At 64.7% G+C, this 24,697-nt stretch carries 22 protein-coding genes; 13 read left to right on the top strand and 9 right to left on the bottom strand.

Annotation, left to right across the window (positions count from 1 at the left end; translation table 11 throughout):
• Nucleotides 1-172 precede the first annotated feature (172 nt).
• From groL to AB6806_RS26425, 3 genes are all read right to left on the bottom strand, one after another.
• Nucleotides 173-1,804 (bottom strand): chaperonin GroEL, encoded by a 1,632-nt coding sequence (groL, locus tag AB6806_RS26435; RefSeq protein ID WP_370955970.1) that lies wholly within the window; start codon nt 1,802-1,804, stop codon nt 173-175.
• 31 nt (nt 1,805-1,835) lie between these two features.
• Nucleotides 1,836-2,123: a co-chaperone GroES gene (groES, locus tag AB6806_RS26430; RefSeq protein ID WP_370955968.1), complete on the bottom strand. Its 288-nt coding sequence runs from the start codon at nt 2,121-2,123 to the stop codon at nt 1,836-1,838.
• Between the two features lie 243 nt (nt 2,124-2,366).
• On the bottom strand, nt 2,367-2,834 hold the full coding sequence (locus AB6806_RS26425) for an Lrp/AsnC family transcriptional regulator (RefSeq protein ID WP_370955966.1): 468 nt from the start codon (nt 2,832-2,834) through the stop codon (nt 2,367-2,369).
• 654 nt (nt 2,835-3,488) lie between these two features.
• Between AB6806_RS26425 and AB6806_RS26420 the strand changes: the two genes are divergently transcribed.
• The 6 genes from AB6806_RS26420 to AB6806_RS26395 all read left to right on the top strand — a co-directional run bounded on the left by AB6806_RS26420 (nt 3,489) and on the right by AB6806_RS26395 (nt 8,473).
• Nucleotides 3,489-3,938 (top strand): RrF2 family transcriptional regulator, encoded by a 450-nt coding sequence (locus AB6806_RS26420; RefSeq protein WP_370956089.1) that lies wholly within the window; start codon nt 3,489-3,491, stop codon nt 3,936-3,938.
• Between the two features lie 92 nt (nt 3,939-4,030).
• The gene (locus AB6806_RS26415) at nt 4,031-4,573 is read left to right on the top strand and encodes a flavin reductase family protein (protein WP_370955964.1); all 543 of its coding nucleotides are present in this window, start codon (nt 4,031-4,033) and stop codon (nt 4,571-4,573) included.
• A 155-nt stretch (nt 4,574-4,728) separates the two neighbouring features.
• Complete coding sequence (locus tag AB6806_RS26410) at nt 4,729-5,319, top strand: RBBP9/YdeN family alpha/beta hydrolase (RefSeq protein WP_370955963.1); 591 nt, start codon at nt 4,729-4,731, stop codon at nt 5,317-5,319.
• A gap of 64 nt (nt 5,320-5,383) precedes the next feature.
• Nucleotides 5,384-6,376 carry an ABC transporter permease gene (locus tag AB6806_RS26405; protein ID WP_370955962.1) on the top strand — a complete coding sequence of 331 codons (993 nt, stop codon included), beginning with the start codon at nt 5,384-5,386 and terminating at the stop codon, nt 6,374-6,376.
• On the top strand, nt 6,373-7,368 hold the full coding sequence (locus AB6806_RS26400; RefSeq protein ID WP_370955961.1) for an ABC transporter permease: 996 nt from the start codon (nt 6,373-6,375) through the stop codon (nt 7,366-7,368). The genes AB6806_RS26405 and AB6806_RS26400 overlap by 4 nt, the downstream gene beginning before the upstream one ends.
• Before the next feature lie 49 nt (nt 7,369-7,417).
• The gene (locus tag AB6806_RS26395) at nt 7,418-8,473 is read left to right on the top strand and encodes an aldo/keto reductase (RefSeq protein WP_370955959.1); all 1,056 of its coding nucleotides are present in this window, start codon (nt 7,418-7,420) and stop codon (nt 8,471-8,473) included.
• Between the two features lie 169 nt (nt 8,474-8,642).
• Here the strand turns inward: AB6806_RS26395 and AB6806_RS26390 are convergent, their stop codons facing one another.
• A complete protein-coding gene (locus tag AB6806_RS26390) occupies nt 8,643-9,830 on the bottom strand; it encodes an LLM class flavin-dependent oxidoreductase (RefSeq protein WP_370955958.1) in 1,188 nt (395 codons plus the stop codon).
• A gap of 254 nt (nt 9,831-10,084) precedes the next feature.
• On the opposite strand from AB6806_RS26390, the gene AB6806_RS26385 reads away from it, so the two are divergent.
• Both AB6806_RS26385 and AB6806_RS26380 read left to right on the top strand, forming a co-directional pair.
• Nucleotides 10,085-11,668 (top strand): ABC transporter substrate-binding protein, encoded by a 1,584-nt coding sequence (locus AB6806_RS26385; RefSeq protein WP_370955956.1) that lies wholly within the window; start codon nt 10,085-10,087, stop codon nt 11,666-11,668.
• 50 nt (nt 11,669-11,718) lie between these two features.
• The gene (locus AB6806_RS26380) at nt 11,719-13,143 is read left to right on the top strand and encodes an FAD-dependent oxidoreductase (RefSeq protein ID WP_370955954.1); all 1,425 of its coding nucleotides are present in this window, start codon (nt 11,719-11,721) and stop codon (nt 13,141-13,143) included.
• 72 nt (nt 13,144-13,215) lie between these two features.
• Here AB6806_RS26380 and AB6806_RS26375 read toward each other — a convergent pair whose 3' ends face one another.
• Nucleotides 13,216-14,457 carry an acyl-CoA dehydrogenase family protein gene (locus AB6806_RS26375; protein WP_370955953.1) on the bottom strand — a complete coding sequence of 414 codons (1,242 nt, stop codon included), beginning with the start codon at nt 14,455-14,457 and terminating at the stop codon, nt 13,216-13,218.
• Between the two features lie 263 nt (nt 14,458-14,720).
• Here AB6806_RS26375 and AB6806_RS26370 point away from each other — a divergent pair, with 263 nt between their 5' ends.
• Nucleotides 14,721-15,950 (top strand): acyl-CoA dehydrogenase family protein, encoded by a 1,230-nt coding sequence (locus AB6806_RS26370; protein ID WP_370955951.1) that lies wholly within the window; start codon nt 14,721-14,723, stop codon nt 15,948-15,950.
• A gap of 70 nt (nt 15,951-16,020) precedes the next feature.
• On the opposite strand, the gene ssuD is transcribed toward AB6806_RS26370, so the two are convergent.
• A complete protein-coding gene (gene ssuD / locus AB6806_RS26365; RefSeq protein ID WP_370955949.1) occupies nt 16,021-17,193 on the bottom strand; it encodes an FMNH2-dependent alkanesulfonate monooxygenase in 1,173 nt (390 codons plus the stop codon).
• 857 nt (nt 17,194-18,050) lie between these two features.
• On the opposite strand from ssuD, the gene AB6806_RS26360 reads away from it, so the two are divergent.
• The 3 genes from AB6806_RS26360 to AB6806_RS26350 are packed head-to-tail and all read left to right on the top strand — an operon-like array spanning nt 18,051 to nt 20,627.
• Nucleotides 18,051-18,926, top strand: coding sequence for an NADPH-dependent oxidoreductase (locus AB6806_RS26360; protein WP_370955948.1), 876 nt, complete (start codon nt 18,051-18,053; stop codon nt 18,924-18,926).
• 35 nt (nt 18,927-18,961) lie between these two features.
• On the top strand, nt 18,962-20,074 hold the full coding sequence (locus AB6806_RS26355) for a RuBisCO large subunit C-terminal-like domain-containing protein (protein WP_370955947.1): 1,113 nt from the start codon (nt 18,962-18,964) through the stop codon (nt 20,072-20,074).
• On the top strand, nt 20,067-20,627 hold the full coding sequence (locus AB6806_RS26350) for a cupin domain-containing protein (RefSeq protein ID WP_370955945.1): 561 nt from the start codon (nt 20,067-20,069) through the stop codon (nt 20,625-20,627). Before AB6806_RS26355 ends, AB6806_RS26350 begins: the two co-directional genes overlap by 8 nt.
• 156 nt (nt 20,628-20,783) lie before the next feature.
• Here the strand turns inward: AB6806_RS26350 and AB6806_RS26345 are convergent, their stop codons facing one another.
• The 3 genes from AB6806_RS26345 to AB6806_RS26335 all read right to left on the bottom strand — a co-directional run bounded on the left by AB6806_RS26345 (nt 20,784) and on the right by AB6806_RS26335 (nt 23,269).
• Nucleotides 20,784-21,500 (bottom strand): ABC transporter permease, encoded by a 717-nt coding sequence (locus tag AB6806_RS26345; protein WP_370955943.1) that lies wholly within the window; start codon nt 21,498-21,500, stop codon nt 20,784-20,786.
• Between the two features lie 65 nt (nt 21,501-21,565).
• On the bottom strand, nt 21,566-22,384 hold the full coding sequence (locus AB6806_RS26340; RefSeq protein WP_370955941.1) for an ABC transporter permease: 819 nt from the start codon (nt 22,382-22,384) through the stop codon (nt 21,566-21,568).
• 6 nt (nt 22,385-22,390) lie between these two features.
• Nucleotides 22,391-23,269, bottom strand: coding sequence for an ABC transporter ATP-binding protein (locus AB6806_RS26335; RefSeq protein WP_370955939.1), 879 nt, complete (start codon nt 23,267-23,269; stop codon nt 22,391-22,393).
• A gap of 59 nt (nt 23,270-23,328) precedes the next feature.
• Between AB6806_RS26335 and AB6806_RS26330 the strand changes: the two genes are divergently transcribed.
• Nucleotides 23,329-24,693 carry an LLM class flavin-dependent oxidoreductase gene (locus AB6806_RS26330; RefSeq protein ID WP_370955938.1) on the top strand — a complete coding sequence of 455 codons (1,365 nt, stop codon included), beginning with the start codon at nt 23,329-23,331 and terminating at the stop codon, nt 24,691-24,693.
• The last annotated feature ends 4 nt before the right edge of the window (nt 24,694-24,697 follow it).

The raw sequence follows: 24,697 nt of genomic DNA, 5'->3' as shown, positions 1-24,697 counted from the left end.
AAAACCAAGGACTGCGATATCGACTGACGTTGGAGGCATGCGCCACTAGCCTCAGTCGGCCGCGCGCGCCCGGCCGCTGCGGTTTCGTGGTCGCCTTCACGCAGAAGGAGGTGCGTGGATGACCGCGCACCTCCCGGTTTGAGAAGCTTAAAAAAAGCGCCCGCGACCGCCCTCAGAAGTCGAGGCCGCCCCCCGGCGGGAGCACTGGTGCCGCCGCCTTGTCCTTCGGCGCCTCGGTGATCAGGGCTTCAGTGGTGACGAGCAGGCCTGCAACCGACGCCGCATCCTGCAGGGCCGTCCGCACGACCTTGACCGGATCGACGATGCCGGCCTGGATCAGGTCGACATATTCCTCGGTCTGCGCGTTGTAGCCATAGGTCGCGGATTTCGCCTCCAGCAGCTTGCCGACGACCACGGCGCCTTCGACACCGGCGTTCTCGACGATCTGGCGGAGCGGCGCCTCGAGAGCCTTCAGCACGATCTGGATGCCGGCGCTGACGTCGTCGTTGTCGCTCTTCAGCTTCGCGACGGCCGCCTTCGCCCGCAACAGGGCGACGCCGCCGCCGGGCACGATGCCTTCGGCCACAGCCGCTCTCGTAGCGTTGAGCGCGTCGTCGACGCGATCCTTCTTCTCCTTGACGTCGATCTCGGTCGCGCCGCCGACGCGGATCACCGCCACGCCGCCGGCCAGCTTGGCCAGACGCTCCTGCAGCTTCTCGCGGTCGTAATCCGAGCTCGTCTCCTCGATCTGCGCCTTGATCTGCGCGACACGCGCCTCGATCGCCTTCTTCTTCCCTGCGCCGTCGACGACGGTGGTGTTCTCCTTGTCGATCCGAACCTTCTTGGCGCGGCCGAGCTGGCCCAGCGTCACGCTTTCCAGCTTGATGCCGAGATCTTCCGAGATCGTCTCACCGGCCGTGAGAATCGCAATGTCTTCCAGCAGCGCCTTGCGGCGATCGCCGAAGCCGGGCGCCTTCACCGCCGCGACTTTGAGGCCGCCGCGCAGCTTGTTGACCACGAGCGTGGCCAGCGCCTCCCCTTCGATGTCCTCGGCGATGATGAGCAGCGGCTTGCCGGTCTGCACGACGGCCTCGAGGATCGGCAGCAGTGACTGCAGCGAAGAGAGCTTCTTCTCATGGATGAGGATGTAGGGGTCCTCGAACTCGACGAGGAGCTTCTCGGCATTGGTCACGAAATACGGCGAGAGATAGCCGCGGTCGAACTGTAGCCCTTCGACGACGTCGAGCTCGGTCTCGAGGCTCTTGGCCTCCTCGACCGTGATCACGCCTTCCTTGCCGACACGCTGCACGGCCTCGGAGATGATCGCCCCGATCGAGGCGTCGCCGTTCGCCGAGATCGTACCGACCTGCGCAATCTCGTCCGTCTTGGCGACCTTGGTCGCGCGCTTCTCCAGGTCCTTGACCGCCTCGGCGACCGCAAGGTCGATGCCACGCTTCAGATCCTGCGGATTGAAGCCGGCGGCAACCGCCTTCGAACCCTCGCGGACGATCGACTGGGCCAGCACGGTCGCCGTCGTGGTGCCGTCACCGGCAAGGTCGTTCGTCTTGGAGGCGACTTCCCGCAGGAGCTGGGCGCCCAGATTCTCGAACCGGTCGGCGAGCTCGATTTCCTTGGCGACGGTGACGCCGTCCTTGGTGATGCGCGGGGCGCCGAACGACTTCTCGATCACGACGTTGCGGCCCTTGGGACCCAGCGTGACCTTCACGGCATTGGCGAGAATATCGACGCCGCGCAGCAGGCGCTCGCGTGCATCCGCGGAAAACTTCACATCTTTGGCAGCCATGCTGCTCTCCTTCGAAGCGAGTTGCGCAGCGTCAGCCGATGACGCCCAGAATGTCGGATTCCTTGGCGATCAAGAGGTCCTGACCGTCGATCTTGACCTCGGTGCCGGACCACTTGCCGAAGAGGACTCGGTCGCCCTTCTTGACGTCGAGTGGCACGAGCTTGCCGCTTTCGTCGCGGGCGCCGGCGCCTACGGCGACAACCTCTCCTTCCTGGGGTTTTTCCTTGGCGGTATCGGGAATGATGATACCGCCCTTCGTCTTCTCCTCGCCGTCCAGACGACGGATCACGACGCGGTCGTGAAGCGGGCGAAATGCCATTGAAATCTCCTGGGACCTGAAGGGGCTTGGCACTCCCCATCCGGGAGTGCCAACGGCCCAGTTTTGGAGTCAGAACATCCAGCTCGTCAACATTAGAATATGAAATTAGTAGATTATTTGTCGCTCGCTCAGCAGATTGGAAAGTCTGAAGCGTCACGGCCACCTTAGAGGAGGATTTCTACGCGGGCCGCATCCGCCCCCCGCGACGTGCAGCAGCAATAGCGGCGCCACTTGTGGCGCTGATCACGATTGTGGGGGTTCCGAGACCGTGAAAGCCGTCGTCGATTTCAAGCGCTCCACGGTGAAGCGTGAAGTCACCGTCTTGAGCGGGATCGTCTCGATCAAATTCTCGTAGAACGCTTCATATGCGGCCATGTCCGCGACGACGACGCGCAACATGTAGTCGATATCGCCCGCCATCCGGTAGAATTCCATAACCTCAGGCAGGTCCGAAATGGTTTGGGCGAAATTCCGCAGCCATTCGGCAGAGTGATCGGGCGCCACGATCTGCACGAAGACAGTCAGGCCGAGCCCGATCTTCTCGGGCGCCACGAGCGCAACGCGCTTCAGGATCACCCCAGCCTGCTCAAGCTTCTGAACGCGCTTCCAGGCGGGCGTTTGCGTCAGCCCGACTTGGTTGGCGAGTTCGGCGATCGAGATGTCGAGATCGTTTTGCAGCACGGTGAGAATTTGTCGATCGATCGCGTCCATAGGTAAGTCCCTTGCATGAGAGCTGGAACAAGCTCGCAATGTGACGTTCTCGAAAAACGCGAACCCTGTACCCGCACACGGCAGCCGCCGGCGCAGGCAGAGTCCGACGACCGATCATGCCATGATCAGGTGGTTGGAAGCAGCGGCCGGGCCGGAAGTCGCTCGCAAACCTTATGGCATCGGCCTCAGGGAAAATGTTTCCGTATGTTTTCGAGAGAGAAACTGAATTTGCCGTCGTTCGAACACACGCCGCAAGCAATTCTCCGCAGACGTGCTGGATCGCCAAGATCAGACGGCAACCACTCTTCCGAGCACAAGGTCGATCGGCTCTAGCCTTGTTCTTGGGTTCAACGATGCCAATCTTGTTCCGGCTCAACGGACGGCATTCCAACGATGCGCGGGCAAATGGTCGACATGTCATATGGCCAGAGCCGACCCTTCGGCTTTCCACACTCCATACCGGCAAGGCACAAGATCGGCGCGTTTCTGCCTCTGGTACGGCGAAACCTCCTGTGATCCGTCAACCCGGCGTCGCTGAGGCAAGCGAAAACAAACGGAAGGATCCTCCACAATTCACACCCCTGGGAGCATGATCTTGCACGCTCCAGAATTATTGATAGATAGAATATACTTCTTTCGCGGCGGGGCATGCCTGTGCTGACAAACAAAGGCAAATACGGCCTCAAGGCCATCGTGCATCTAGCCAAGCTGGAAGCCGGCGAGACGACGCAGGTCGCCGATATCGCAAAGAAGAATAACATTCCCAAGAAGTTCCTCGACGCGATCCTGCTCGACCTGCGCAATGCTGGCATGCTGCGCAGCAAGAAAGGTCCCGGTGGCGGCTATGCCCTGGCCAAACCGGCACGCACGATCATGGTCGGCGCCGTGATTCGCGCTCTGGAAGGCCCGATCGCACCGATTTCCTGCGCGAGTCGCTCGTCGTTCAAGGCCTGTAGCGATTGCGGCGACATCGACATCTGTCCAGTGCGCTCGGTCATGAGCGAAGTGCGGGATGCGATGGCGAGCGTCGTCGACAACACGACCATCGCGGACCTCGTCCACCGGTCGCGAGGGCAGCGGCCTGGTGCCGCAGACGCGGCCTGATGTTGTCTAGTCATATAATAGACAAATTGCAGAGCCTGCCCTAGGACGATTGTGCGGCCTCGAGGCGCCGCAGCAATCGTACGGGTGATCGCATGAACCGGCAGCTGGCGCCGCTCGCGGCCAACGACATCGAGGCAGATGCCTTCAAGACGGTGATGCGCAATGTCGCCGGAGCCGTGAGTATCGTGACCGCAGCGCATGGCGGCGCGCGAGCGGGCCTGACCGCGACCTCGCTAACAGCCTTGTCGGCCGAACCTCCGACCGTCATCGTTTGCGTGAACAAGAGCGCTTCGGCGTGGCCGACCATCGAGGTTTCCCGCCATTTCGCGATCAACGTGCTTGCCGCCCGCCATCGCTCGATTGCGGATCGCTTCGCCGGACGGGGTGGCTTCAAGGGCGAGGCCCGCTTCGAGGAAGGCCGCTGGGGCCGTCTCGTCACCGGCGCGCCCACGCTCGACGGCGCTCTCGCCGTTCTCGATTGCGAAACTGAAGAGGCGCTCGAGCGTCATTCGCACACCATCCTGATCGGCCGGATCAAAGCCATCAGACACGCCCAGGACGAAGGCGCGCTGCTTTATTGGCGCGGCGTCTACGGCCAGCTCGACGACGAGCTCCAGGCCGGCGCAGGAATCTAGGGCCGCTGCTCAATCCGCAGACAGGATGGGCCGAGCTTCTCCAGCACGAGGAGGCGGAGGGCGTTCGTCCTCTAAATCAGTCCAAATTTGCGAATACGTTTCATTGACCGAACGAGACACACGGCGGGATGATGGGGAGCAATAGGAGACTCCCCATGACCGTCCTCATTGTCCCCGGTCTCTACGGCTCCGAGCCGGCGCATTGGCAGAGCCGTTGGGAAAGCGAAATCGACGGCGTCGAACGTGTCGAGCAAGACGACTGGGATGCCCCGGAGCTGGAAGCCTGGCTGTCGACCTTGCGCCGCCATGTCGAACGCCGGCCGGGCGCCGTGCTGGTCGGTCACAGCCTCGGCTCGACCTTGATCGCCCATCTGGCCGACCGCTATCCCGATCTCGATATCGGCGGAGCGCTCCTCGCCGCTCCGGCCGATCCCGAGTTGCGGGCGTCGCGTATCCGCGGCATCGCATCCTTCGGCCCGGTTCCGGACAAGCCGTTACCCTTCCCCGCGATCGTCGTCGCGAGCCGGACGGATCCCTATATGAATATCGAGCGGGCCCGCGTCATCGCCAATATGTGGGACGCCGCCTTCGTCGAGGCCGGTGATGCCGGCCATATCAACGTCGCCTCCGGCCATGGCGGCTGGCCCGCCGGCCTCAGGCTTCTGGACCAGTTGCTGGCGCGGCGGGATCGGGCCGCGGCATCGGCCCTGTGGATCCGGCACGCGGCCAGCCTGTCCGCCAACTGAGACGGGAGCTTCGGCGACGACATCGCGCGGGTAACCGACTTCATCGACCGATATAGGGCTGATCATGAGCCAGTCATCATCGCGCCTGCTTGGCGTGATCAGCCGCAACGCCCTGCAGGCCGTGCCGACGGTGATCGGCATCGTGATCCTGAATTTCCTGCTGCTCCAACTCGCTCCTGGGGACGCAGCGGACGTGATGGCGGGGGAGTCCGGCGCCGCAACGGAAGAGACGATGACGATGCTGCGCCAGCGTTTCGGGCTCGATCTGCCGCTGTTGAGCCAGCTTGCCGCCTATCTCGGCAACCTCGCGCAAGGCAGCCTCGGCTTTTCTCCGCGCTACAACATGCCCGTCGCGGAACTGATCGGCCAACGCCTGCCAGGGACCCTGCTGCTGATGGGGTTCGCGCTGACGATCGCGCTGGCCTTGGGCATCCTGCTCGGCGCGATCATGGCGCTGAACCGCGGCCGCTGGGCGGACCGCGTCATCTCGATCGGCTCGCTGCTGTTCTACTCCATTCCGGGCTTCTGGATCGGCTTGATGCTGATCGTGGTGTTCTCGGTAAGGCTGGGCTGGCTCCCGAGCGGTGGGTCCGAGACGATCGGGGCCGGCCTGACCGGTGTGGAAGGACTGCTCGATCGCCTGCGCCATATGGTCTTGCCGGGTACGTCGCTCGCCCTCTTCTACGTCGCGATCTATGCGCGCCTGACGCGCGCGGCCGTGCTCGAAGTCTCCTCGCGCGACTTCGTGCGGACGGCGGCGGCCAAGGGATTGTCGCGCACGGAGATCGCGTCCCGCCATATCCTGCGCAACGCGCTGCTTCCCGTCACGACGCTCGCAGGGATGCATTTCGGCGGCATTCTCGGAGGCGCCGTCGTCGTCGAGACCGTTTACAGTTGGCCGGGCCTCGGCCGGCTCGCCTTCGAAGCCGTGATGAGGCGGGACTTCAACGTCTTGCTCGGGATCCTCCTGCTCTCCTCGCTCCTCGTCATTTTCGTGAACATGGTGGTCGACCTCGTCCAGGCCTGGCTCGATCCGCGCATCGAGGTCGGAACATGACCGTGCTGCACCCTCAACCAACCGCTGTAGCCGCCACGGTCTGGTCGGTCCCGGAGCCCATCGTCGCCGAAGCGGCCCAACCTCCGCTGCCAAACCCGGCGGTATCGCGGGTAGAGCCCGCTCCCGGCCTTCGGCGCCCCGGATTCGCCTTGTTGCGAAATCGGGCCGTGCGCGCCTTTCTGCGCAATCCGGCGGGCCTCGGCGCGCTGGCCTTCCTGGCACTGGTCACGCTGGCCGCTGTCGCCGCGCCATGGCTCTATCCGGAGGATCCGCTAGCGATGGTGGCGCGGCCGTTCCTCTGGCCCGGCCAGAACCTTGATTACCCCCTCGGCACCGACTCGCTCGGGCGCGACGTCGCGGCCGGCCTCGTCTGGGGTGCGCGCATCTCTCTTCTCGTCGGCTTCACGGCGATGATCCTGGGCGTGAGCGTCGGCCTGGCGATCGGGGCAACGGCCGGTTTCTATGGCGGGCGCGTCGACAATGCCCTCGTCCGCCTGATCGAAATCTTCCAAACCGTTCCGAGTTTCATCCTGCTCGTCGTTCTCGTCGCGATCGCCCAGCCGCGGGTCGAGACCGTCACCATCGCGATCGCGCTGGTCACCTGGCCGACCGTCGCCCGCCTGTCGCGCGCGGAATTCCGCGCGCTGCGCGAAGCCGATTTCGTGACCGCGGCCCGGGCGATGGGCGCGAGTCCCGCGCGGATCATCCTGCGCGAAATTCTGCCCAATGCGTTGTCCCCGATCGTCGTCACCGCCTCGATCCTCGTCGCTTCGGCGATCCTGATGGAATCGGCGCTCTCCTTCCTCGGCCTCGGAGACCCCAATTTCGTCAGCTGGGGCAGCATGATCGGCGCGGGCCGCGAATTGCTGCGGACGGCCTGGTATCTGACCGCCATTCCCGGTCTCGCGATCGTCTTCACCGTGCTCGCCCTCAACCTGCTCGGCGACGCGATCAATGACGCGCTGAACCCCCATCTCTCGGGGACGCCCTGATTTTCATCCTCCGCCGGCCGTGCCGGCCAGCGACACCATCGGAGTTGTCATGACCGCCATCGACTATCGCTATCTCGGCCGCTCCGCGCTGCGCGTCTCGCCGATCACGCTGGGCACGATGATGTTCGGCCGCGAAACCGACGAGGCGACCTCGCATCGCATCATCGACCGGGCGCGGGAGCAGGGCATCAATTCGATCGACACGGCGGATGCCTATGGCAAGGGCGAATCCGAGCGCGTCGTCGGGCGCGGCATCGCCAAGCATCGCGATCATTGGGTGCTCGCCACCAAATTCGCCAACCCGTTGGGCGCAGGCGCCAACCAGCGCGGCATCTCGCGCAAATGGATCGTCGAGAATGTCGAGGCCAGCCTGAAGCGTCTCGGCACCGACTATATCGACATCCTCTACTTTCACCGCGCCCCCTTCGGCGAGCCGCTGGAAGAAGCGGTGCGTGCCATCGCCGACCTGATCCGCCAGGGCAAGCTGCGCTATTTCGGCGTTTCAAACTTCCGCGGCTTCCGGATCAGCGAGGTCTCGCATCTCGCCGATCAGCTCGGCATCGACCGGCCGGTCGCGAGCCAGCCGCTCTACAACCTCGTCACCCGCACGGCGGAGGCCGAGCAGTTGCCCGCCGCCGCCTTCAACGGCCTCGGCATCATCTCCTACAGCCCGCTCGCGCGCGGCGTGCTGACGGCGAAGTACCAGCCGGGCGTCGAGCCGGCCGCGGACACGCGCGCCGGCCGCAAGGATGCGCGCATTCTGAATACCGAATGGCGCCCTGAATCGCTCGACATCGCCCAGCGCATCGAGCGCCATGCCGCCTCGCGCGGCCTGACCGCAGTCGAGTTCGCTATCGCCTGGGTGCTGCACAACAAGCTGATCAGCTCCGCGATCGCAGGCCCCCGCACCGAGGCTCAATGGGAGAGCTACCTACCGGCCCTGAACTACCGATTGACGGCGGAAGACGAGGCTTTCGTCGACGGTCTGGTTCCGGCGGGCCATGCCTCCACCCATGGCTGGAACGATCCCAGTCATCCGCCGGAAGGCCGGGTGCCCGGCATCTTCGCCGATGCTGCGAGCGACGTCGTATCGCAGGCGGCCTAGCTCGCCGCGCCCGATCGGGCGCGATCATGATGATCCATCTTTTGGTTGTCGCATCGGCCCGAAAAGCAGATCTCGCTTTTCGGGCCGATGCCGTGTGTCGCAGACAATGCGCTGGTGAGCCCGAAAGCAGGACCTCGCCGTCAATTCGAGACGCAGGCGGGAATGGCTGTCAGAGCCGCAATCCCCGCTGCTTCAGAAGCGGCAGGATCTTCTCCTCGAAATGGTCGAAATCGGTGCGGAAGTCATAGAAATTGATCTGCAGCCCGTCGATGCCGGTGGCATGCAGCGCGGCGATCTTGTCGACGACCTGTTCCGGCGAACCGATGATTTCGATATTGCCGCCGAGGCCGAGGCCCTGCTTGTGCGCAGAATCCGCGCGTCCGCGCCAGGCATGGGCGTCGCTGTCATAGCCCTGGTTGCTGCCCTTGCCGTGGGCGGCGAAGGTGGGACCCTTCAGATCCGGCTTGTTGCGATAGATCGCCTGCGCGTAGTCCAGCGCCTCGGCCTCGGTGTCGCGCGACACGATGATCGGGTTTATCAGCGTCCTCACCTCGCGGCCGAAAGCCCGCGCCCGCGCCTTGATCGCGGCGATATGCGGCGGCAGCGTCTCGATCGCACTGTCGATATGCGAGCCGCCCGGCGAGGTGATGAAGACCAGGTCCGAATGCTTGGCGGCAAAGTCGATGCCGGCCGGCGATCCCGTGGCGTTGACGATGATCGGCCGCCCATAAAGTGGCTTCGGCGTGATCCAGGCATTGTTCAGCCGCCATGGATTGAGGCGCCCCTCATAGGAATAGTTGTCGTCCTCGCTCCAGAGCCGGTGCAGCACGTCGAACAGCTCGTCGGCCATCTCGTAGCGCTTGTCGTGCTCGATACGCTGCCAGCCGAACATCTCGTGCTCGACGGCACGATGGCCCGTCACGATGTTGATGCCCCAGCGGCCCTTGCTGATGTGGTCGAGCGTCGCGCCGAGCTTGGCGAGATGCAGCGGATGCCACGGCCCGTAGAGCACATGGATCGTCGAGATCAGTAGGATGTTCTGCGTGACCGCGGCCATCGCGCCCAAGGCCACGAAGGCGTCGAGCGAGGCATCCCCGTCATAGCCGCCCTTGGGCAGCCATTGAGTGCGGCTGAAGGCGACCTCGAATCCGAGCGCATCCGCGCGCTTCACCACCTCGGCATTGTAGTCGAAGGTCCAGGTCGAGCTCGTTGGCAGATCGGAGAAGCGGATGTCCTGCAGGTTGAGGAACAGGCCGAGCAGAAGCGGCTGCTTCAGGGAGCGCGACAGCGGGCTGTCGGCGAAATCCGTCTGTCGGCGCAGGGCTAGGTTCGGGCGAGGATCGGCGAGTGCGGTCATGAAGGTCTCCGGGTGGAGAATTAATCTATCAATCAAATAATCTAAATACCAATCGCTTCCTGCGCGCCACGCACACGGCCCCCTGAAGCCTTCAGTAGGGCTTATCGTCTCGCATGCTCATAAAGGGGTTCCAGGGAAATATACCGCCTCAAAACATCAGAATTTTAGTTTACTAATCTAATATACAATATTGCCGCCGCTTGGCTCCGAACCTAGGCTGTCCGCCATTCTCGCAGGACCTCGCGGAGCCGCCCATGTCTCGAAGCCCGATCCTTGCCGGCCTCGCGGTCGCGCTGCTTCTGGCGTTCTGCCAGACGCCAGCTGAGGCCCAGCCGAAGCGTGGCGGCACGCTCAACATGCTGGTGGAGCCGGAGCCGCCGGCGCTCTCCACCATCGCCCACACCGCCGGCCCTTCGACCAAGGTGAGCGGCAAGGTGCTCGAGGGGCTGCTGACCTATGATTACGACCTGACACCCAAGCCTCAGCTCGCCACCGAATGGTCGGTCAGCGAGGACGGGCTGCGCTATTCCTTCAAGTTGCGCGAGGGCGTGCTCTGGCACGACGGCAAGCCGTTCACCTCGGCGGATGTCGCCGCCTCCATCGCCATCCTCAAGCAATATCATCCGCGCGGGCGCGGCACCTTCGCCAATGTCGTGACCGTCGAGACACCGGACCCGCTGCGCGCCACGATCGTCCTATCGAAGCCTGCGCCCTATCTGATCACCGCCTTCGCGGCATCGGAATCGCCGATCGTCCCGAAGCACATCTATGAGGGCTCCGATCCGACGACGAACCCGAAGAACAACGCGCCGATCGGGACAGGCCCCTACGTCTTCAAGGAATGGGTGCGCGGCAGCCACATCATCTACGAGCGCAACCCGAATTACTGGGACAAGCCGAAGCCCTATATCGATCGGCTGGTGGTGAAGTTCATCCCCGACGCCGCCGCGCGTGCCGTCGCCTTCGATGCCGGAACGGTCGATCTCGGCGGCGAGACGCCCGTGCCCCTGTCCGAGCTGGAAAGGCTGAAGCAGGACCCGAAGATCGGGATCGAGGACAAGGGCTATTCCTACAGCCCCTCCGTCCAGCGGATCGAGTTCAATTTCGAGAACAAGTACTTGAAGGACATGCGCGTCCGCCGCGCGATCGCGCATGCGATCGACCGGCGCGTGATCCTGAACACCGTCTGGTACGGCTACGGCGAGCTGACGAATACCCCCATCAGCACGCGGCTGACGCAGTTCCACGATCCTTCGGTGAAGGGATACGCCTTCGATCCCAGGAAGGCCGAGCAACTGCTCGACGAAGCCGGCTTCAAGCGCGGCGCGGACGGCGTCCGCTTCCGGCTGACCCATGATTTCCTGCCCTATGGCGACGGCTTCCGCCGCACGGCCGACTATCTGCGCCAGGCGCTTGCCAAGGTCGGGATCGAGGTCACGATCCGCTCGCAGGATTTCGCGACCTATATCAAGCGGGTCTACACGGATCGCGACTTCGACTTCACCAACAATTCGATGGGCAACACCTTCGATCCGACCGTCGGCGTCCAGCGCCTCTACTGGTCGAAGAATTTCAAGAAAGGCGTTCCCTTCTCCAACGGATCCGGCATCAATAATCCGGAGATCGACGCCCTGCTCGAAGCGGCCACGGTCGAGACCGACCCGATCAAGCGCAAGCAGGAATTCGCCCGCTTCCAGCAGATCATCGCGGAAGAGATCCCTTCGATCACGATCCTGACGGTCCCCAACCTGACAATCTACAACCGCAAGGTCAAAGACCACACGGTCGGTGCCGATGGCCTGAACGGCAATCTCGCCGGTGTCTGGATCTCCCCGTGAATCGGCCGCCGGCCGTTCCTGCGCAAGCCGCATTCGAGACGTAGACAGTCATGCTCCACAGCACGTCCCTCCACGCCACCGAAGCCCTGCGCCTGCTGGGCCCCTTTCCCGAAAACTGGGTGCCGGTTCGGGACGGCATCGACCACGATGTCGTCATCGTCGGCGGCGGCCATACGGGCTCGAGCTTCGCCTTTGCGCTCAATCGTGCCGGTATCCGGCGGATCAGCGTCATCGACGCGGCGCCGGACGAAGCTTCGTCCGGGATCTGGTTGACGCGTGCGCGCATGAACCTGCTTCGGACGCCCAAGAACCTGCCGGGACCGGAGCTCGGCGTGCAGGGGCTGGGCTTTCAGGCCTGGTATGAAGCGCAGCACGGCAAGGACGCCTTTGCCGAGCTGGTGCGTATTCCCCGCACCGACTGGGCCGCCTACCTTTCGTGGTTCCGTACCATTCTGCGACTGCCGATCCGATACGGCGTGCGGCTGGTGCGGATCGAGACCGCGGCCGGTCATCTGCGGCTACACCTGGAGACGCCGGACGGAGCGCGCATCGAAACCGCGCGCAAAGTCATCCTCGGAAACGGCGTCGCCGGAAGCGGCTATCCCTATCTGCCGCCCGCTCTGGAGTGGCTTCCCCGGCATTTGCGCGCGCATACTCATGACAGCATAGACTTCGAGCCGCTTCGCGGAGAATCGATAGCGGTCATCGGTGCGGCCGCCTCGGCCTTCGACACGGCCGGCGCGGCCCTAGAAGCAGGCGCCCGCGAGGTCCATCTCTTCGCACGCCGCGATCACATCCCGGCGATGCCGGTCTCGCGGGCGCGCGGCTATCCCGGCGCCTATGACAACTACCGGCACCTGCCGGATGAGGTCCGCTGGCACCAGGCCTATCGCTTTCGTGAATCCGGCTCGACGCCAACGCCAGACGCGATCGAACGCGCGGTCCGCTTCTCCAATTTCCACATTCACCTCTCCTCGCCATGGCTCCATGCGCATGAGGAGGATGGCGGAATCGTCGCAACACTTCCCGGACGGCGCGTCCATGCGGATTTCGTCATTGCCGCCACGGGTTACCGCGTCGACCTTGCAAGGCGATCCGAATTGGCAGGGATCGCCGGGGAAGTCCTGCTCTGGCGTGATCGCTATCAGCCGCCAGCAGAAGAGACCGATGACGACCTCGGCGCCCATCCCTATCTCGGATACGGCCATGAGCTGCTCGAGAAGAGCCCGGGCGCTGCGCCCGAGCTTCGGAACATCCATGTCTACAACCCCGGCGGCTTCGTCAGCTTCGGATTGCCGATCGGGGACGTGCCGTCGCTGCGCCGGGACGTCCCCGCGGTCGTCTCGGCGATCAGCCGCGACCTGTTCCTGGCTGATTTCGATCGTCATAGGGCGCGGATCGTCTCACAGGTCGCGCCGGAATTCGGTCGGGACGCCTATAGTTCCGCGCTATGGGCCCGCCAGGCCGCAGAATAGGTCCGCGCCGTCCGGAGAACCCGTCAGCGGCGGGCACGGGTTCCGGACAGTCCTGCGCCGGCCGAGCGTTCGTCAGAACACGCGGCCAGCCCTCAGCAGCTCCGTCTCGTCATTCGCGAGATAATCGCCGATGGCCCGCGCCTTCTGTCGCAGCGGGTTGTGTGTCGAGAGCGTGCGGATGTTGCGCCAGTGGCGGTCGAAATTGTAGCGGCTCGCCGTGGTCGAGCCGCCACCGATCTCGAACAGCGTCTCGGCTGCCTTGAGCGCTTGCGGATAAACCGCGATTTGCGTGCGCGAAACCGCCAAGGAGCCCGCCAGAAGCCTTTCGTCGAGATCGCCTGCGTGGGTCCAGAAGCCTTCGGCGGAGTGGTCGAGTGCGGCTGCGGCCGCCGCGATCGCTGCATCGATCACGAAGGATGCGGCGGAGAGCTCACCGAGCACCTGCTGCACGAACGGATCCTGCCGCCCGGTCTCCGCCGAGCTGTGAAGTACGGCCCGCGCATCCCGCTGCACATAGGTCGCCGCGTCGGTCACGATGTTGCGCACGATGCCCGCGGCACAGGAGACCAGATGAAGCTGCCGCAAGGACGAGGTGTGCCGGTTCACATCCGCGCCGAGCTGGCGCTGCGTCACCTCGTGCGGGAAGACCACCACCTCGTCGAGCTGGACGCTGCCGCTTGCGGTGAGGCGCTGGCCCATGCCGTCCCAATCATCGTGAATCGTGATGCCGTCGCGATCCGTCGGGACCAGAACGCTGACCGGGCGATCCCCGTCATCATGGGCGCTGAACACCGCGTAGTCCGCGAAGGCGGTGCCCGTCGCGTAAAACTTCCGCCCGGAGAGACGAAAGGCGTCACCGTCCCGCCTCAACCGTGTCGTGATCTGTCCGGGCTTGACCGTGCCGACCTCCGTCGAGGCGCCCGCGAAGAGCGCGCCGCCGAGAACGCGGTCGATCAGCTCGCGCGAGCGCGGCGTTTCCTCGCCCAGGATCTGCGTCTCGGTGAAGTTGAAATGCGAGCGCAGCGCATGCGCCACATTGGGGTCGGCAGCCGCAAGGGCTTCGAGGACTGCGACGAGATCGGAGATCGTTCCCCCGGGCCCTCCCAGGCGCCGGGGTATCCGCAACGCGCCAAGGCCCGCCTCCCGCACCAGCCGAAACCCCTCATGCGGAAGCTCGCGACGCTGCTCGCGTTCGGATGCGCCAGCCGCCAAACGCTGGGCGAGAGCCGGCACCCGCCCGAGAAGCTCCTCCCGGCTTGATTCCGAAGTTCGCGGCGGCGCCTGCACGGCGGCCAAGCTTCCACGTCCCGACATGATGCATTTCCAATCCGGAGCCGTCCGAGTGCGGCGCTCTGATGAAGCGCGGGTCGCGCTTCGCCGTCAATAGTATACTTTTTAGATAGCTATTTTTAGCGCCTGAGATGACAATTTTGGCGGCCAAGTGCAGGACCGCGCATCCTTCCGCTGATTCGTCATGGAAGTCAGAGGAAACCGCCTTGCCAAGGCCGTCTCCAATTAGATAACTTATTTAATATACTATTCCCGCATAAGCTCTCATCGACGAAAGAGGATGCGCCATGAACATCGCCGCTCGCCGTGACACATTCGCCCCCGACAGCAATCCCGTGCAGCTTCGCTCGCCCGAGCTGACCGCGCTGATCGCGGCCATCGGCGAAGGCGCATCCGAGCGCGACCGGACTCGCACGCATCCTTACGCTCAGATCGATCTCATCCGCGCCAGCCGGCTCGGGGCCCTGCGCATCCCGACGACGCATGGCGGCAGCGGAGCGTCGCTGCGCGATCTGCTGGAAGTGGTGATCGCGCTCGGCGCGGCGGATCCCAATGTCGCCCATGCCTTGCGAAATCATTTCGGCTTCGTGGAACGCTTCGTGCAACCTGCTCTGGATCCGCAGCACGGCAAATGGCTTGGGGAAGTCGTCGCCGGCAAGATTTTCGGGCTTGCGGCGGGCGAGACCACGTCGCTGCCGGTCGGCGGCAATCCGCTCGAGACCAGGCTGGTCGCGGAAGGGGCCGGGTACCGCTTGTCCGGCACCAAATACTACAGCACCGGCACGCTCTACGCCGATTACGTCGTCGTGCGCGCCCAGGACGAAGGCGGCCGCTACGCCTCTGCGATTCTGCCGGTCGAGCGCGAGGGCATCACCCGCGAGGACGATTGGGACGGCATCGGCCAGCGCCTGACCGGCACGGGCACGACCCACCTCGACAATGTCCGTGTCGCCGGCGATGAAATCGTCTGGGACGAGAGCGGCAGCGCCTATGCCCGCCCATACAATACGACGCTGCCCCATCTCATCGTCACGGCCGTCGAGGCCGGGATCATCCGCGCCATCTGGGATGATGCCATCGCGCTCGTGAGACGGCGCAGCCGCTCCTTCGCCCATGCGCCCGCCGCAAGCCCTATCGACGACCCGTTTCTGCAGCAGGTCATCGGCCAGCTCGAAGCCGCGGCCTTCGCCGCCGAGGCGACCATCCTCGCAGCAGCGGAGAAGCTCGATCGCGCGACGGAAGCCGCCGTGAACGGACGGATCGACGAGGGCCTCGCGCATGACGCCGCTCTCGCAGCGGCCATGGCCAAGATCATCGTCGACGAATTCGCGATCCGCGCCGGCTCACAGCTATTCGACGTCGGAGGCGCTTCCGCAGCCAAACGGGAAACCAACCTCGACCGGCACTGGCGCAATGCGAGGACGCTCGCGGCCCATAACCCCGCTTCCTACAAGGCGCAGGCGATCGGAGCCTTCAGCGTCAAGGCGACGCCGTTGCCTCGCACCGGCTTCTTCTGATCCGCAACCGGGCAGGGCGCACCCGCGAGCCGATGCGAGTGCGCGGCCGATCCCGAATCGGGCGGGAACCTCACAAGCCGGCGGCGCGCGGTCGAGGCCGGACATCGTTTGCGATCGTCTCACCGAACGGCCCGTTATTGATCGAGCCACCGAACTGCGCCCGGTCGTGGCCGAGGTCCAGCAGCGGGAAGACCAGCTCCGCGAACCGATAGGCCTCCTCGAGATGCGGGTAGCCGGAGAGGATGAAGCTGTCGATGCCGAGAGCCTGATACTCCTTGATGCGCGCGGCGACCTGCTCGGGATTGCCGACCAGCGCCGTGCCGGCGCCGCCTCGGACCAGGCCGACCCCCGCCCACAGATTGGGGGAGACGACGAGCTTGTCGCGGCGCCCGCCATGCAGCGCCGACATGCGCCGCTGCCCTTCGGAATCCATCCGCGCGAAGATCGCCTGGGATTTCGCGATGGTCTCATCGTCGAGATGAGCGATGAGCCGGTCGGCCGCCGCCCAAGCTTCCTCCTCGGTCTCCCGCACGATGACATGCAGGCGGATTCCGAAACTGACCTTCCGTCGCGCCGTCTTCACCACCTTTTCGACAGCCGCGATCTTCGCTGCCACCGCCGCCGGCGGCTCGCCCCATGTCAGGTATTTGTCGATCGTTCGCGAGGCCACGTCGATGCCCGCTTCCGACGAACCCCCGAAATAAAGCGGAGGCCCGCCCGCTTGAACCGGATCATAGAGCAGTTGCGCGCCTTCGACCTGCAGATGCCGCCCGTGATGCGTGACGGTCTCGCCGCGCAGCAATGCCGAATAGATGGTCAGAAACTCCTCGGTGACGGCATAACGCTCATCATGCGGCAGGAAGATGCCATCGGCCTTCTGCTCGACGGGGTCGCCGCCTGTCACGACGTTGACTAGCAGGCGCCCGCCCGTCAATCGGTCAAGTGTCGCCGTCATGCGCGCGGCCAGCGTCGGCGATTGCAGTCCGGGCCGCACTGCAACCAGATAGCGCAGGCGCTCCGTCGCGGGCGCAACCGCCGAAGCGACGAGCCAGGAATCCTCGCAGCTCTTGCCCGTCGGGAGCAGCACGCCGTAATAGCCCAGTCGATCGGCGGCCTGCGCGATCTGCCGCAGATAGGACAGATCCGTTTCGCGACCGCCCGTCGCCGTTCCGAGATAGCGTCCATCGCCATGGGTCGGCAGAAACCAGAGGACATTGGCCTTGGCGGCGGGTGCAGTGGTCATGCGGACGTTCCTTTCGCTGTCTTACGATCCCGATCGGCTTCGGGCACGGGAGCCAGCCTTGAGGCGGGTAAAGAGGTTTCCACAAAGCGCCGCGTCAGGCCGTGTCGAGCAGGCGCGATTGGAAAGCCGCATCGGCGTCAACGACCAATCTCGTAGCGAGCCGGCAATTTCGGCCGCGGGACTCAAGACAATCACATCTCCGCTTGGTGGCATAAGATAGAACAATACCGATATTCTCTTAGTCCTGCGGCGCTCGTCAAAAGCATATCGCTCCATATATAATGCTACATAAAGTTCATTTATTCGGATAAATCTCCCATTTCAGGAAATTTATCCGCAGGTCCTCGCAACGTTGCAAGGATCGGAACCTCGACTCAGATCTTCATCGATGCCGCTGCGGTTGCGGCCCACATCTCCGGAAGTGGCCTGCCTGGATCTTCGGTCCGCAAGGCTGAGCTCTCCGGCGAGGCTCCCGGAGCGCATGTCGAGAGACTGAGGCCCGGACACGGCCAACGCGCAGAAACGCGGCCGAAAAGCCGACATTGCCCGGAAAGCCGAACGAGAGCCGCATGTCCCGGAGCAGGCGCCGCCGCAGTAGTGTATCGCGGATCACACTCCGGCGCTGCGTAGTAGCAATTTTTGCTATCCAAGACAGTTCGGCGAGATCAATCTCGCAGCCAAGGGGCGATATTCGCAAGTGCGCAAAATACAAGCTTTGGTAAAAGAGTATCGTTTGAAGAATGCACCCTGATCGAGCTGATTTTTTGTTCGCCGAATATCAGATCGTTCATGCGCCGAGGCATGCTCGGTAAATCATCTTTTCCCTGATCGCCGTTTATCGCCAAAAAGGTCTCGACATGTCCCAAGCCACGCAAAGGAAAGCTGAGGGTCCTTCGTCCCTGTCCGAAGCGACGGCCGCCGATGGAGCGGATGCGCTCTTGACGGCCCGGTATCGCGATGCAGCGCGGACACCGGAGCGTTGGAATGCGGTGCTCGGTCAGATCCTGGCGCATCGTTCGGTGCGCAGCTACAAGCCGGACGCGCTGCCGGAAGGCACGCTGGAGACACTCGTCGCAGCGGCGCAGTCGGCCCCCACGTCTTCGAATCTCCAGACCTGGAGCGTCGTCGCCATTGCGGATCCCGCGCGCAAGGCGCGGCTGGCGGAAGTGACCAACAACCAGAAGCACGTTCTGGAGGCGCCGTTGCTGCTGGTCTGGCTGGCGGATCTCGACCGTCTGGGGCGCCTGGGTGCGGAAAAGGCCCATGCGGTCGATGCGCTCGACTATCTGGAGACGCTTTTCGTCGGAATCATCGATGTGGCGCTCGCAGCACAGAACGCGGTCCTCGCCGCGGAAAGCCTCGGGCTCGGCACCGTCTATATCGGCGCGCTGCGCAACGATCCCGTGCGGGTGGCCGCCGAATTGAAATTGCCGCCCAGGGTGTTCCCGGTTTTCGGGCTCTGCGTCGGCATCCCCGCCCCGGACGTGGTCACCGGCATCAAGCCGCGTCTGCCGCAAAGCCTTATTCTGCATCGAGAGCACTATGCTGCCGCGCGCGTACAGGACGGTGCAGAGCACTACGACACCGCCATCCAGGATTTCCAGGGCGAGCAGAATATTCCGCGAGTTCCATGGTCGCGACAGGCGCTGGCCCGGGTTGCCGGTCCGCAATCGCTCAGCGGCCGGGACAAGATGCGGACAGCACTGGCCGAACTCGGATTCCTGCTGAAGTAATCCTCCCGGCACTTTGCGAGGAAGACGAGCGGACGATGAGCTGGATCGACGTCACCTATCATCTGCGCGGGAAGGCTGCGGACGCCGCGGCCCGAGCTCGTACGATCGCCGTCGAGCAGAGCATCGAGATGCCACCCGAGGCTGTCGACGATGACGCGATCCTCTCGGACGTTCTCGGCCACGTCACCGGTATCGAGGCCTTGGAGCCCGAGCTGCATGCGGTTCGCATCCAGCTCGCGGCGGCGACGATCGGCGCGGATGCCGGGCAGCTCCTGAACATGCTGTTCGGCAACTCCTCGCTGCATGACGACTTGACCCTGGCGGATGCCGAGCTTCCGGCCTCGCTGCAGCGGGAACTCGGCAGCGGGCCTGGCGCCGGACTGCGGGGGCTGCGGGCCCGGGTGAAGGCCGGGGCACGGGCGCTGACCGCCTCTGCGCTGAAGCCGCAGGGCTTGCCGCCGGCGGAACTGGCCAAGCTCGCTCACGCCTTCGCGCTGGGCGGCATCGATTATGTGAAGGACGATCACGGGCTGGCGCAGCAGAGCTTCAGCCCTTTCCATCAACGCGTCACCGCCTGCACTGCCGCCATCCGCCGGGCCACCGCGTCGACTGGCCATCCGACGCGCTATGTGCCGAGCCTCTCCGGTAGCCTCGATGCCGTCCGCGATCAGTTGCGCATCATCCGCGAGGAAGGGCTCGACACCGCGATGGTCGCGCCCGCCATCCTCGGGCTGTCCAATGTCCAGCAGCTCGTCCGCGACCACCGCGACATCGCCTTCCTGGCGCATCCGAGCCTCACCGGCGCCGCACGTATCGCGCCGGCCTTTCTGGCCAAGCTCTGGCGGCTGATCGGCCTGGATGCCGTCATTTTCCCGAACCATGGCGGCCGCTTCGGCTATTCGCCGGAAACCTGCCGGCAGATCGCCGCGGCGGCGCGCGCGCCTTCCGGGGATCTCGCAGCCGCCCTGCCTGTACCGGCCGGAGGCTTGAGCCTCGCACGTGTACCGGAAGTCCTCGACTTCTACGGCGACGAGGTCATGCTGCTGATCGGCGGCAACCTCCTGGCCGAGCGCGAGCGCCTGACCGAGGCGTCGGCCGCCTTCGTCGCCCAGGTCCACCATCATGCCGGAGCGGAAATCCATGCCTGAGCAGACCTCGCCCGAAGCCGCTGCACTGCGTCGTCGGCAGGACGAATTCGGCTGGGACGGCGTCGATCGTCTCGCCTACAAGCAGGACGCCGCGGCGCCTTTCCGCGACGTCTCTCGGCAGACGCTGTTCTCCCGCCCGGACCTAGCCGGCGAGCTGCGCTATTTCGAGATCGCCGCCGGAGGGCATACGACGCTGGAGCGCCATAACCATGTCCATGGCGTCATGGTTTTGCGCGGGCGCGGGCGGTGCCTGGTCGGAACGCGGGTGGACGATATCGGCGAGCTCGACCTCGTCACAATTCCTGGCTGGACCTGGCACCAGTTCCGCGCGGCCGCCGATGCGCCGCTCGGCTTTCTGTGTCTCGTCGATTCCGCGCGCGACAGGCCTGCCTTGCCCACGCCGGATGACATCGCTTCCTTACGCGCGCATCCGGAGGTGGCCGCGTTTCTCGATGGCTATAGCATCGGACCGAAAAGTGGAATCCACTTTTCGGTCCGATGCGATAACAAAGCGATAGATCATCGTGATCGCGTCCGATTGGACGCGCAATGATCTAGGCTCCATCGTCCGGGCCGGCCGCCTGCGCGTCATTGCCCGCAGCCGGCAAAGCGCCCGAGGATGGCGGCGAGAATTTCATTCGGGCAGCCTCGATCCAGCGAGGAGAGAGTTGGAAATCTGGGGGTATCCCTGGAAGACAGCGAACAGCGTTTAACCATCGCGCCAGAACAGCACCCGATTCTCGATGTGCTCGGCGACGGCGTTCAGAGCGTAACCGACAACCCCCAGGATGACGACGCCGAGCATTACAAGATCCATTTCGAAGCGCTCTCTGCCGGCGATGATCAGCCCCCCGATGCCCGGGCCGACTGCCATGAAGTACTCCGCGCCGACGGTGGCGAGCCAAGAGTAGATCAGGGCCAGATGAACCCCCGTGAGAATGGATGGCACGGCTGAAGGGAGGTAGACGCGCCGGATCTGCTGCAGCCGGCTGAAGCGCAGAGCCCTGGTAACCTCGACGATCTGGGGCGGCGCATTCCGCATGCCCTCGATCGTATTCAGCGCCACCGGAATGAACGCTGCCAGCGCAATGAAGGCGATCTTGGCGCTCTCCGCAAAGCCGAACCAGATCGAGATGATGGGAATCCACGCCAGCACCGCAATCTGCTTGAGCGCATGGAATGTGGGACCGACCAGTTTTTCGGCGGTTCGGGAAAGACCGAGCAGCATGCCGAAAGCGACGCCGGCAGCGGTACCGATAGCGAAGCCTGCCAGATTTCGCAGCAGGCTGGCAGCCAGATGGTAGAGCAGATCGCCGCGAACCAGTTCGCGCCAGGCCGTCACGAGGATCGTCTCCAGCGGGGGCAGGAAGCGGGGATCGATCAGCCCGGTTCGGCTCGATATCTCCCAGCCCGCCAGCAGCGCCAACGGCAAAGCGAGCCCGCGACGTTGCCGGGTCGACAGCCTCGGCGGAAACAGCGATGTCAAGGTCATCAGAGTGCCTCCACGCGCCAGGACTGGAAATGCGCCTCGACGCGCGCAAGGACGAGGTCCATCAGATAGCCGACCACGCCGATGACGATCATCGCGAACAGCATCACGTCGAGCCAGAACATCTGCCGACCCCAGACGAGGAGATATCCGAGCCCCTCCGATGAGGCCAGAAGCTCGACCGCAACGAGCGCCGTCCAGGCCTTGGTCAATCCGTAGCGAATGCCGGTGAAGATCTGCGGGAGAGCCGCGGGCAGTACGAGCCGGCGCAGTCTCTGCGCGGGGGTGAAGCGAAACGCGTCGGCGACCTCCATATAGCCGCGTGGAATGCCGCGGATACCGGCCGCTGTGTTCAGCACGACGGGAACCAGGGCAGCCTTCGCGATGATCACGATCTTCAAGGCTTCGCCGATCCCGAGAAACAGCATCAGCAGCGGAATCCATCCGAGAGTCGGGACCTGGGCGATGGCCGTGAAGGTGGGGCGGACATAGTCGTCGAAGGTCGGAATCAGCCCCATGGCGAGGCCCAGCGCCAAGCCGATACTCGCCCCGATCGCAAATCCCGCGGCAACGCGAGCGGCGCTGAAGCCAATATGCTGCAGCAGGTCGCCCCCCTGCACTGTCTCGACAGCCGCTTGCCAGACATAGCGCGGCGGCGGCAAGATCTGTTCGGGAAGCCAGCCACGGGCGGAAGCCCAGCCCCAGGCCAGCAGCAGCACGAGCGGGAAGATCAGGGCCACGGCGATCGCACTCGCGCGGCCGAAGAGCAGAGTCGCCACGTTGCCGGAGCGCGGCAAAGAAATAGGTGTCACTTCACTCATGGCGGATCATGCCGGAATCACGGCGTCGCTCAGACGCGGAGAGTGCAGCAAGCGTCCGGGAGCCTCGGCCCTCGTCTCCGGAAGAGGACTTCCGCTGGCGGCCTCGAGAGCATCGAGAACCTCGTTCCGGATCCGCGAGAACGCATCCGAGCGCCGGTCCCGCAGCCTCGGCAGGTCGATATCGAAGGTTCGGAAGATGCGCCCCGGCCGCGGCGCCATGACCACGACGCGGTCGCCGAGGAGCACGGCCTCATCCACGTCGTGCGTGACCAGCACGGCCGTGATCCGCTCCTTCGCCCAGATCCGTTGCAGCTCCTCCTGCAGATGGGCCCGGGTCAAGGCATCGAGCGCGCCGAAAGGCTCGTCGAGCAGCAGGACGCCGGGCCGGTTGACCAGCCCGCGCGCGATCGCGACACGCTGCGCCATTCCGCCCGATAATTGCCGGGGCAAGGCCTTCGCGAAGGCGGACAGACCAACCAGCGCCAAATGATCGGCCACGCTGCGCCGCTTCGCATCCGCATCGATCGGTGCGTTCTCGAGGCCAAGCGCGACATTGTCCTCGACGGAAAGCCAGGGAAACAGGCGCGGCTCCTGGAAGACCAGCCCGCGGCTGAGGCTCGGCCCCTCGATCCGCCTGCCGTCATGGAGCGCCTCCCCTTGCGCGGTCTCGAGGCCTGCCACGATGCGCAGCAAGGTCGACTTGCCGCAGCCGCTTGCCCCGACGATGGTGACGAACGAGCCCTCCTCGATCGTCAGATCGACGTCGGCGAGCACCTTCAGCGGCGATCCGTCCACCTGGAAGGTTTTGCTAAGCTGGCGGATCGACAGACGATTTTCCGACAAAACTGACCTCCGACGGACCCGATTGATGGAAGAATATTCCATGTCCATATAGTTGACTATTTTGATAAACTAAGAAGACTAATGCGGCAAGGAGCCAATCGATGCCGCTGCGACATCAGAAGAGCCGACAACTGTCCCTGGGCGCTTTCCTGCTGACGGACGGCCACCATGTGGCGGCCTGGCGCAGTCCGCAGACGCCAGCGGGGGCCGCGTTCGATTTCGGGCATTTCGCCCGCGTCGCCCAGGCCGCCGAGCGCGCCGCCTTCGACCTGGTCTTTCTGGCGGACAGCTCCTCCATTCGCTTTCCGGAGAGCCCCTCCCTGCACCGGACATCGCGAGCCGCACAGCTTGAACCGATCACGCTGCTCTCGGCGCTGGCCCCTCTGACCAGCCGCATCGGCCTCGTCGCGACGGCCTCGACGACCTACAATGACCCGTTCAACCTCGCGCGCCGCTTCGCCTCGCTCGACCTGTTGAGCGGCGGCCGCGCCGGCTGGAATCTCGTGACCTCGGTCAATGAGGCCGAGCCCTTCAATTTCGGGCGCGACGCGCCGTTGCCTCACGCCGAGCGTTACGCCCGCGCGACCGAGTTCGCCGAGGTGGTCGAGGGGCTGTGGGAGAGCTGGGACGCCGATGCGCTCCGCTACGACAAGGCCGAGGGCGTATTCTTCGATCCCGACGGCCTGCATGTGCTCGACCACAAGGGCCCCCACTTCCAGGTCAGGGGACCTCTGAACGTTCGCCCCTCGCCCCAGGGCCGTCCGGTCCTGGTGCAGGCGGGCGCCTCGCCAGACGGGCGCGAGCTGGCCGCGCGCACGGCCGAGCTCATCTTCTCGGCGCATCAGACGCTGGCGGAGGCCCAGGAGTTCTACGGCGACGTCAAGGGTCGACTCGCGCGCCATGGCCGTTCGCCCGACGATCTGAAGATCCTCCCCGGCGTCTTTCCCATCGTCGGGCGCTCGGAGCAGGAGGCGCGCGACACATTCGCCGCGCTCCAGGACCTGATCGATCCGGTCGTCGGCCTCTCGATGCTGAACACCGTCACCGCCGGTCTCGACCTCTCCGCCTATCCGCTGGACGGCCCGTTGCCCGACCTGCCGGAAAGCAACTCCGGCAGGTCGCGCCAGCGCCTGCTGGTCGATCTCGCCCGCCGGGAAAACCTGACGATCCGGCAGCTCTATCTGCGGATCGCGGGCGCGCGCGGCCACTGGCAGATCATCGGCACGCCGGCGCAGATCGCAGACGAATTGGAGCATCACTTCGTCAGCGGCGGCGCCGACGGCTTCAACATCATGCCGCCGCAGCTTCCCGGCGGACTCGACGATTTCATCGAGCTGGTGGTGCCGGAGCTAAGACGGCGAGGCCTGTTCCGGGAAGCCTATGAGGGCACCACGCTGCGCGACCATCTCGGGCTTCGCCGCGTCGCCCGCCGCCGCGCCACGCCCGCGCCGGTCGCGGCAGAGTAGGAGC

Origin of the sequence: Allobosea sp. RCC_152_1, from assembly GCF_041360765.1 — a bacterium.
GTDB lineage: Bacteria > Pseudomonadota > Alphaproteobacteria > Rhizobiales > Beijerinckiaceae > Allobosea > Allobosea spartocytisi.
This window is presented reverse-complemented; position numbering and strand designations above follow the sequence as displayed.

Excerpts from the sequence above, each read along its gene's own strand:
- AB6806_RS26380 (WP_370955954.1), top strand. The coding sequence starts at position 11,719 with ATGCTCCACAGCACGTCCCTCCACGCCACCGAAGCCCTGCGCCTGCTG.
- AB6806_RS26390 (WP_370955958.1), bottom strand. The coding sequence starts at position 9,830 with ATGACCGCACTCGCCGATCCTCGCCCGAACCTAGCCCTGCGCCGACAG.
- AB6806_RS26340 (WP_370955941.1), bottom strand. The coding sequence starts at position 22,384 with ATGAGTGAAGTGACACCTATTTCTTTGCCGCGCTCCGGCAACGTGGCG.
- ssuD (WP_370955949.1), bottom strand. The coding sequence starts at position 17,193 with ATGACCACTGCACCCGCCGCCAAGGCCAATGTCCTCTGGTTTCTGCCG.
- AB6806_RS26405 (WP_370955962.1), top strand. The coding sequence starts at position 5,384 with ATGAGCCAGTCATCATCGCGCCTGCTTGGCGTGATCAGCCGCAACGCC.
- AB6806_RS26350 (WP_370955945.1), top strand. The coding sequence starts at position 20,067 with ATGCCTGAGCAGACCTCGCCCGAAGCCGCTGCACTGCGTCGTCGGCAG.
- AB6806_RS26360 (WP_370955948.1), top strand. The coding sequence starts at position 18,051 with ATGTCCCAAGCCACGCAAAGGAAAGCTGAGGGTCCTTCGTCCCTGTCC.
- AB6806_RS26425 (WP_370955966.1), bottom strand. The coding sequence starts at position 2,834 with ATGGACGCGATCGATCGACAAATTCTCACCGTGCTGCAAAACGATCTC.
- AB6806_RS26370 (WP_370955951.1), top strand. The coding sequence starts at position 14,721 with ATGAACATCGCCGCTCGCCGTGACACATTCGCCCCCGACAGCAATCCC.
- AB6806_RS26355 (WP_370955947.1), top strand. The coding sequence starts at position 18,962 with ATGAGCTGGATCGACGTCACCTATCATCTGCGCGGGAAGGCTGCGGAC.
- AB6806_RS26375 (WP_370955953.1), bottom strand. The coding sequence starts at position 14,457 with ATGTCGGGACGTGGAAGCTTGGCCGCCGTGCAGGCGCCGCCGCGAACT.
- AB6806_RS26330 (WP_370955938.1), top strand. The coding sequence starts at position 23,329 with ATGCCGCTGCGACATCAGAAGAGCCGACAACTGTCCCTGGGCGCTTTC.
- AB6806_RS26410 (WP_370955963.1), top strand. The coding sequence starts at position 4,729 with ATGACCGTCCTCATTGTCCCCGGTCTCTACGGCTCCGAGCCGGCGCAT.
- AB6806_RS26385 (WP_370955956.1), top strand. The coding sequence starts at position 10,085 with ATGTCTCGAAGCCCGATCCTTGCCGGCCTCGCGGTCGCGCTGCTTCTG.
- AB6806_RS26415 (WP_370955964.1), top strand. The coding sequence starts at position 4,031 with ATGAACCGGCAGCTGGCGCCGCTCGCGGCCAACGACATCGAGGCAGAT.
- AB6806_RS26400 (WP_370955961.1), top strand. The coding sequence starts at position 6,373 with ATGACCGTGCTGCACCCTCAACCAACCGCTGTAGCCGCCACGGTCTGG.
- groES (WP_370955968.1), bottom strand. The coding sequence starts at position 2,123 with ATGGCATTTCGCCCGCTTCACGACCGCGTCGTGATCCGTCGTCTGGAC.
- AB6806_RS26395 (WP_370955959.1), top strand. The coding sequence starts at position 7,418 with ATGACCGCCATCGACTATCGCTATCTCGGCCGCTCCGCGCTGCGCGTC.
- AB6806_RS26335 (WP_370955939.1), bottom strand. The coding sequence starts at position 23,269 with ATGGAATATTCTTCCATCAATCGGGTCCGTCGGAGGTCAGTTTTGTCG.
- groL (WP_370955970.1), bottom strand. The coding sequence starts at position 1,804 with ATGGCTGCCAAAGATGTGAAGTTTTCCGCGGATGCACGCGAGCGCCTG.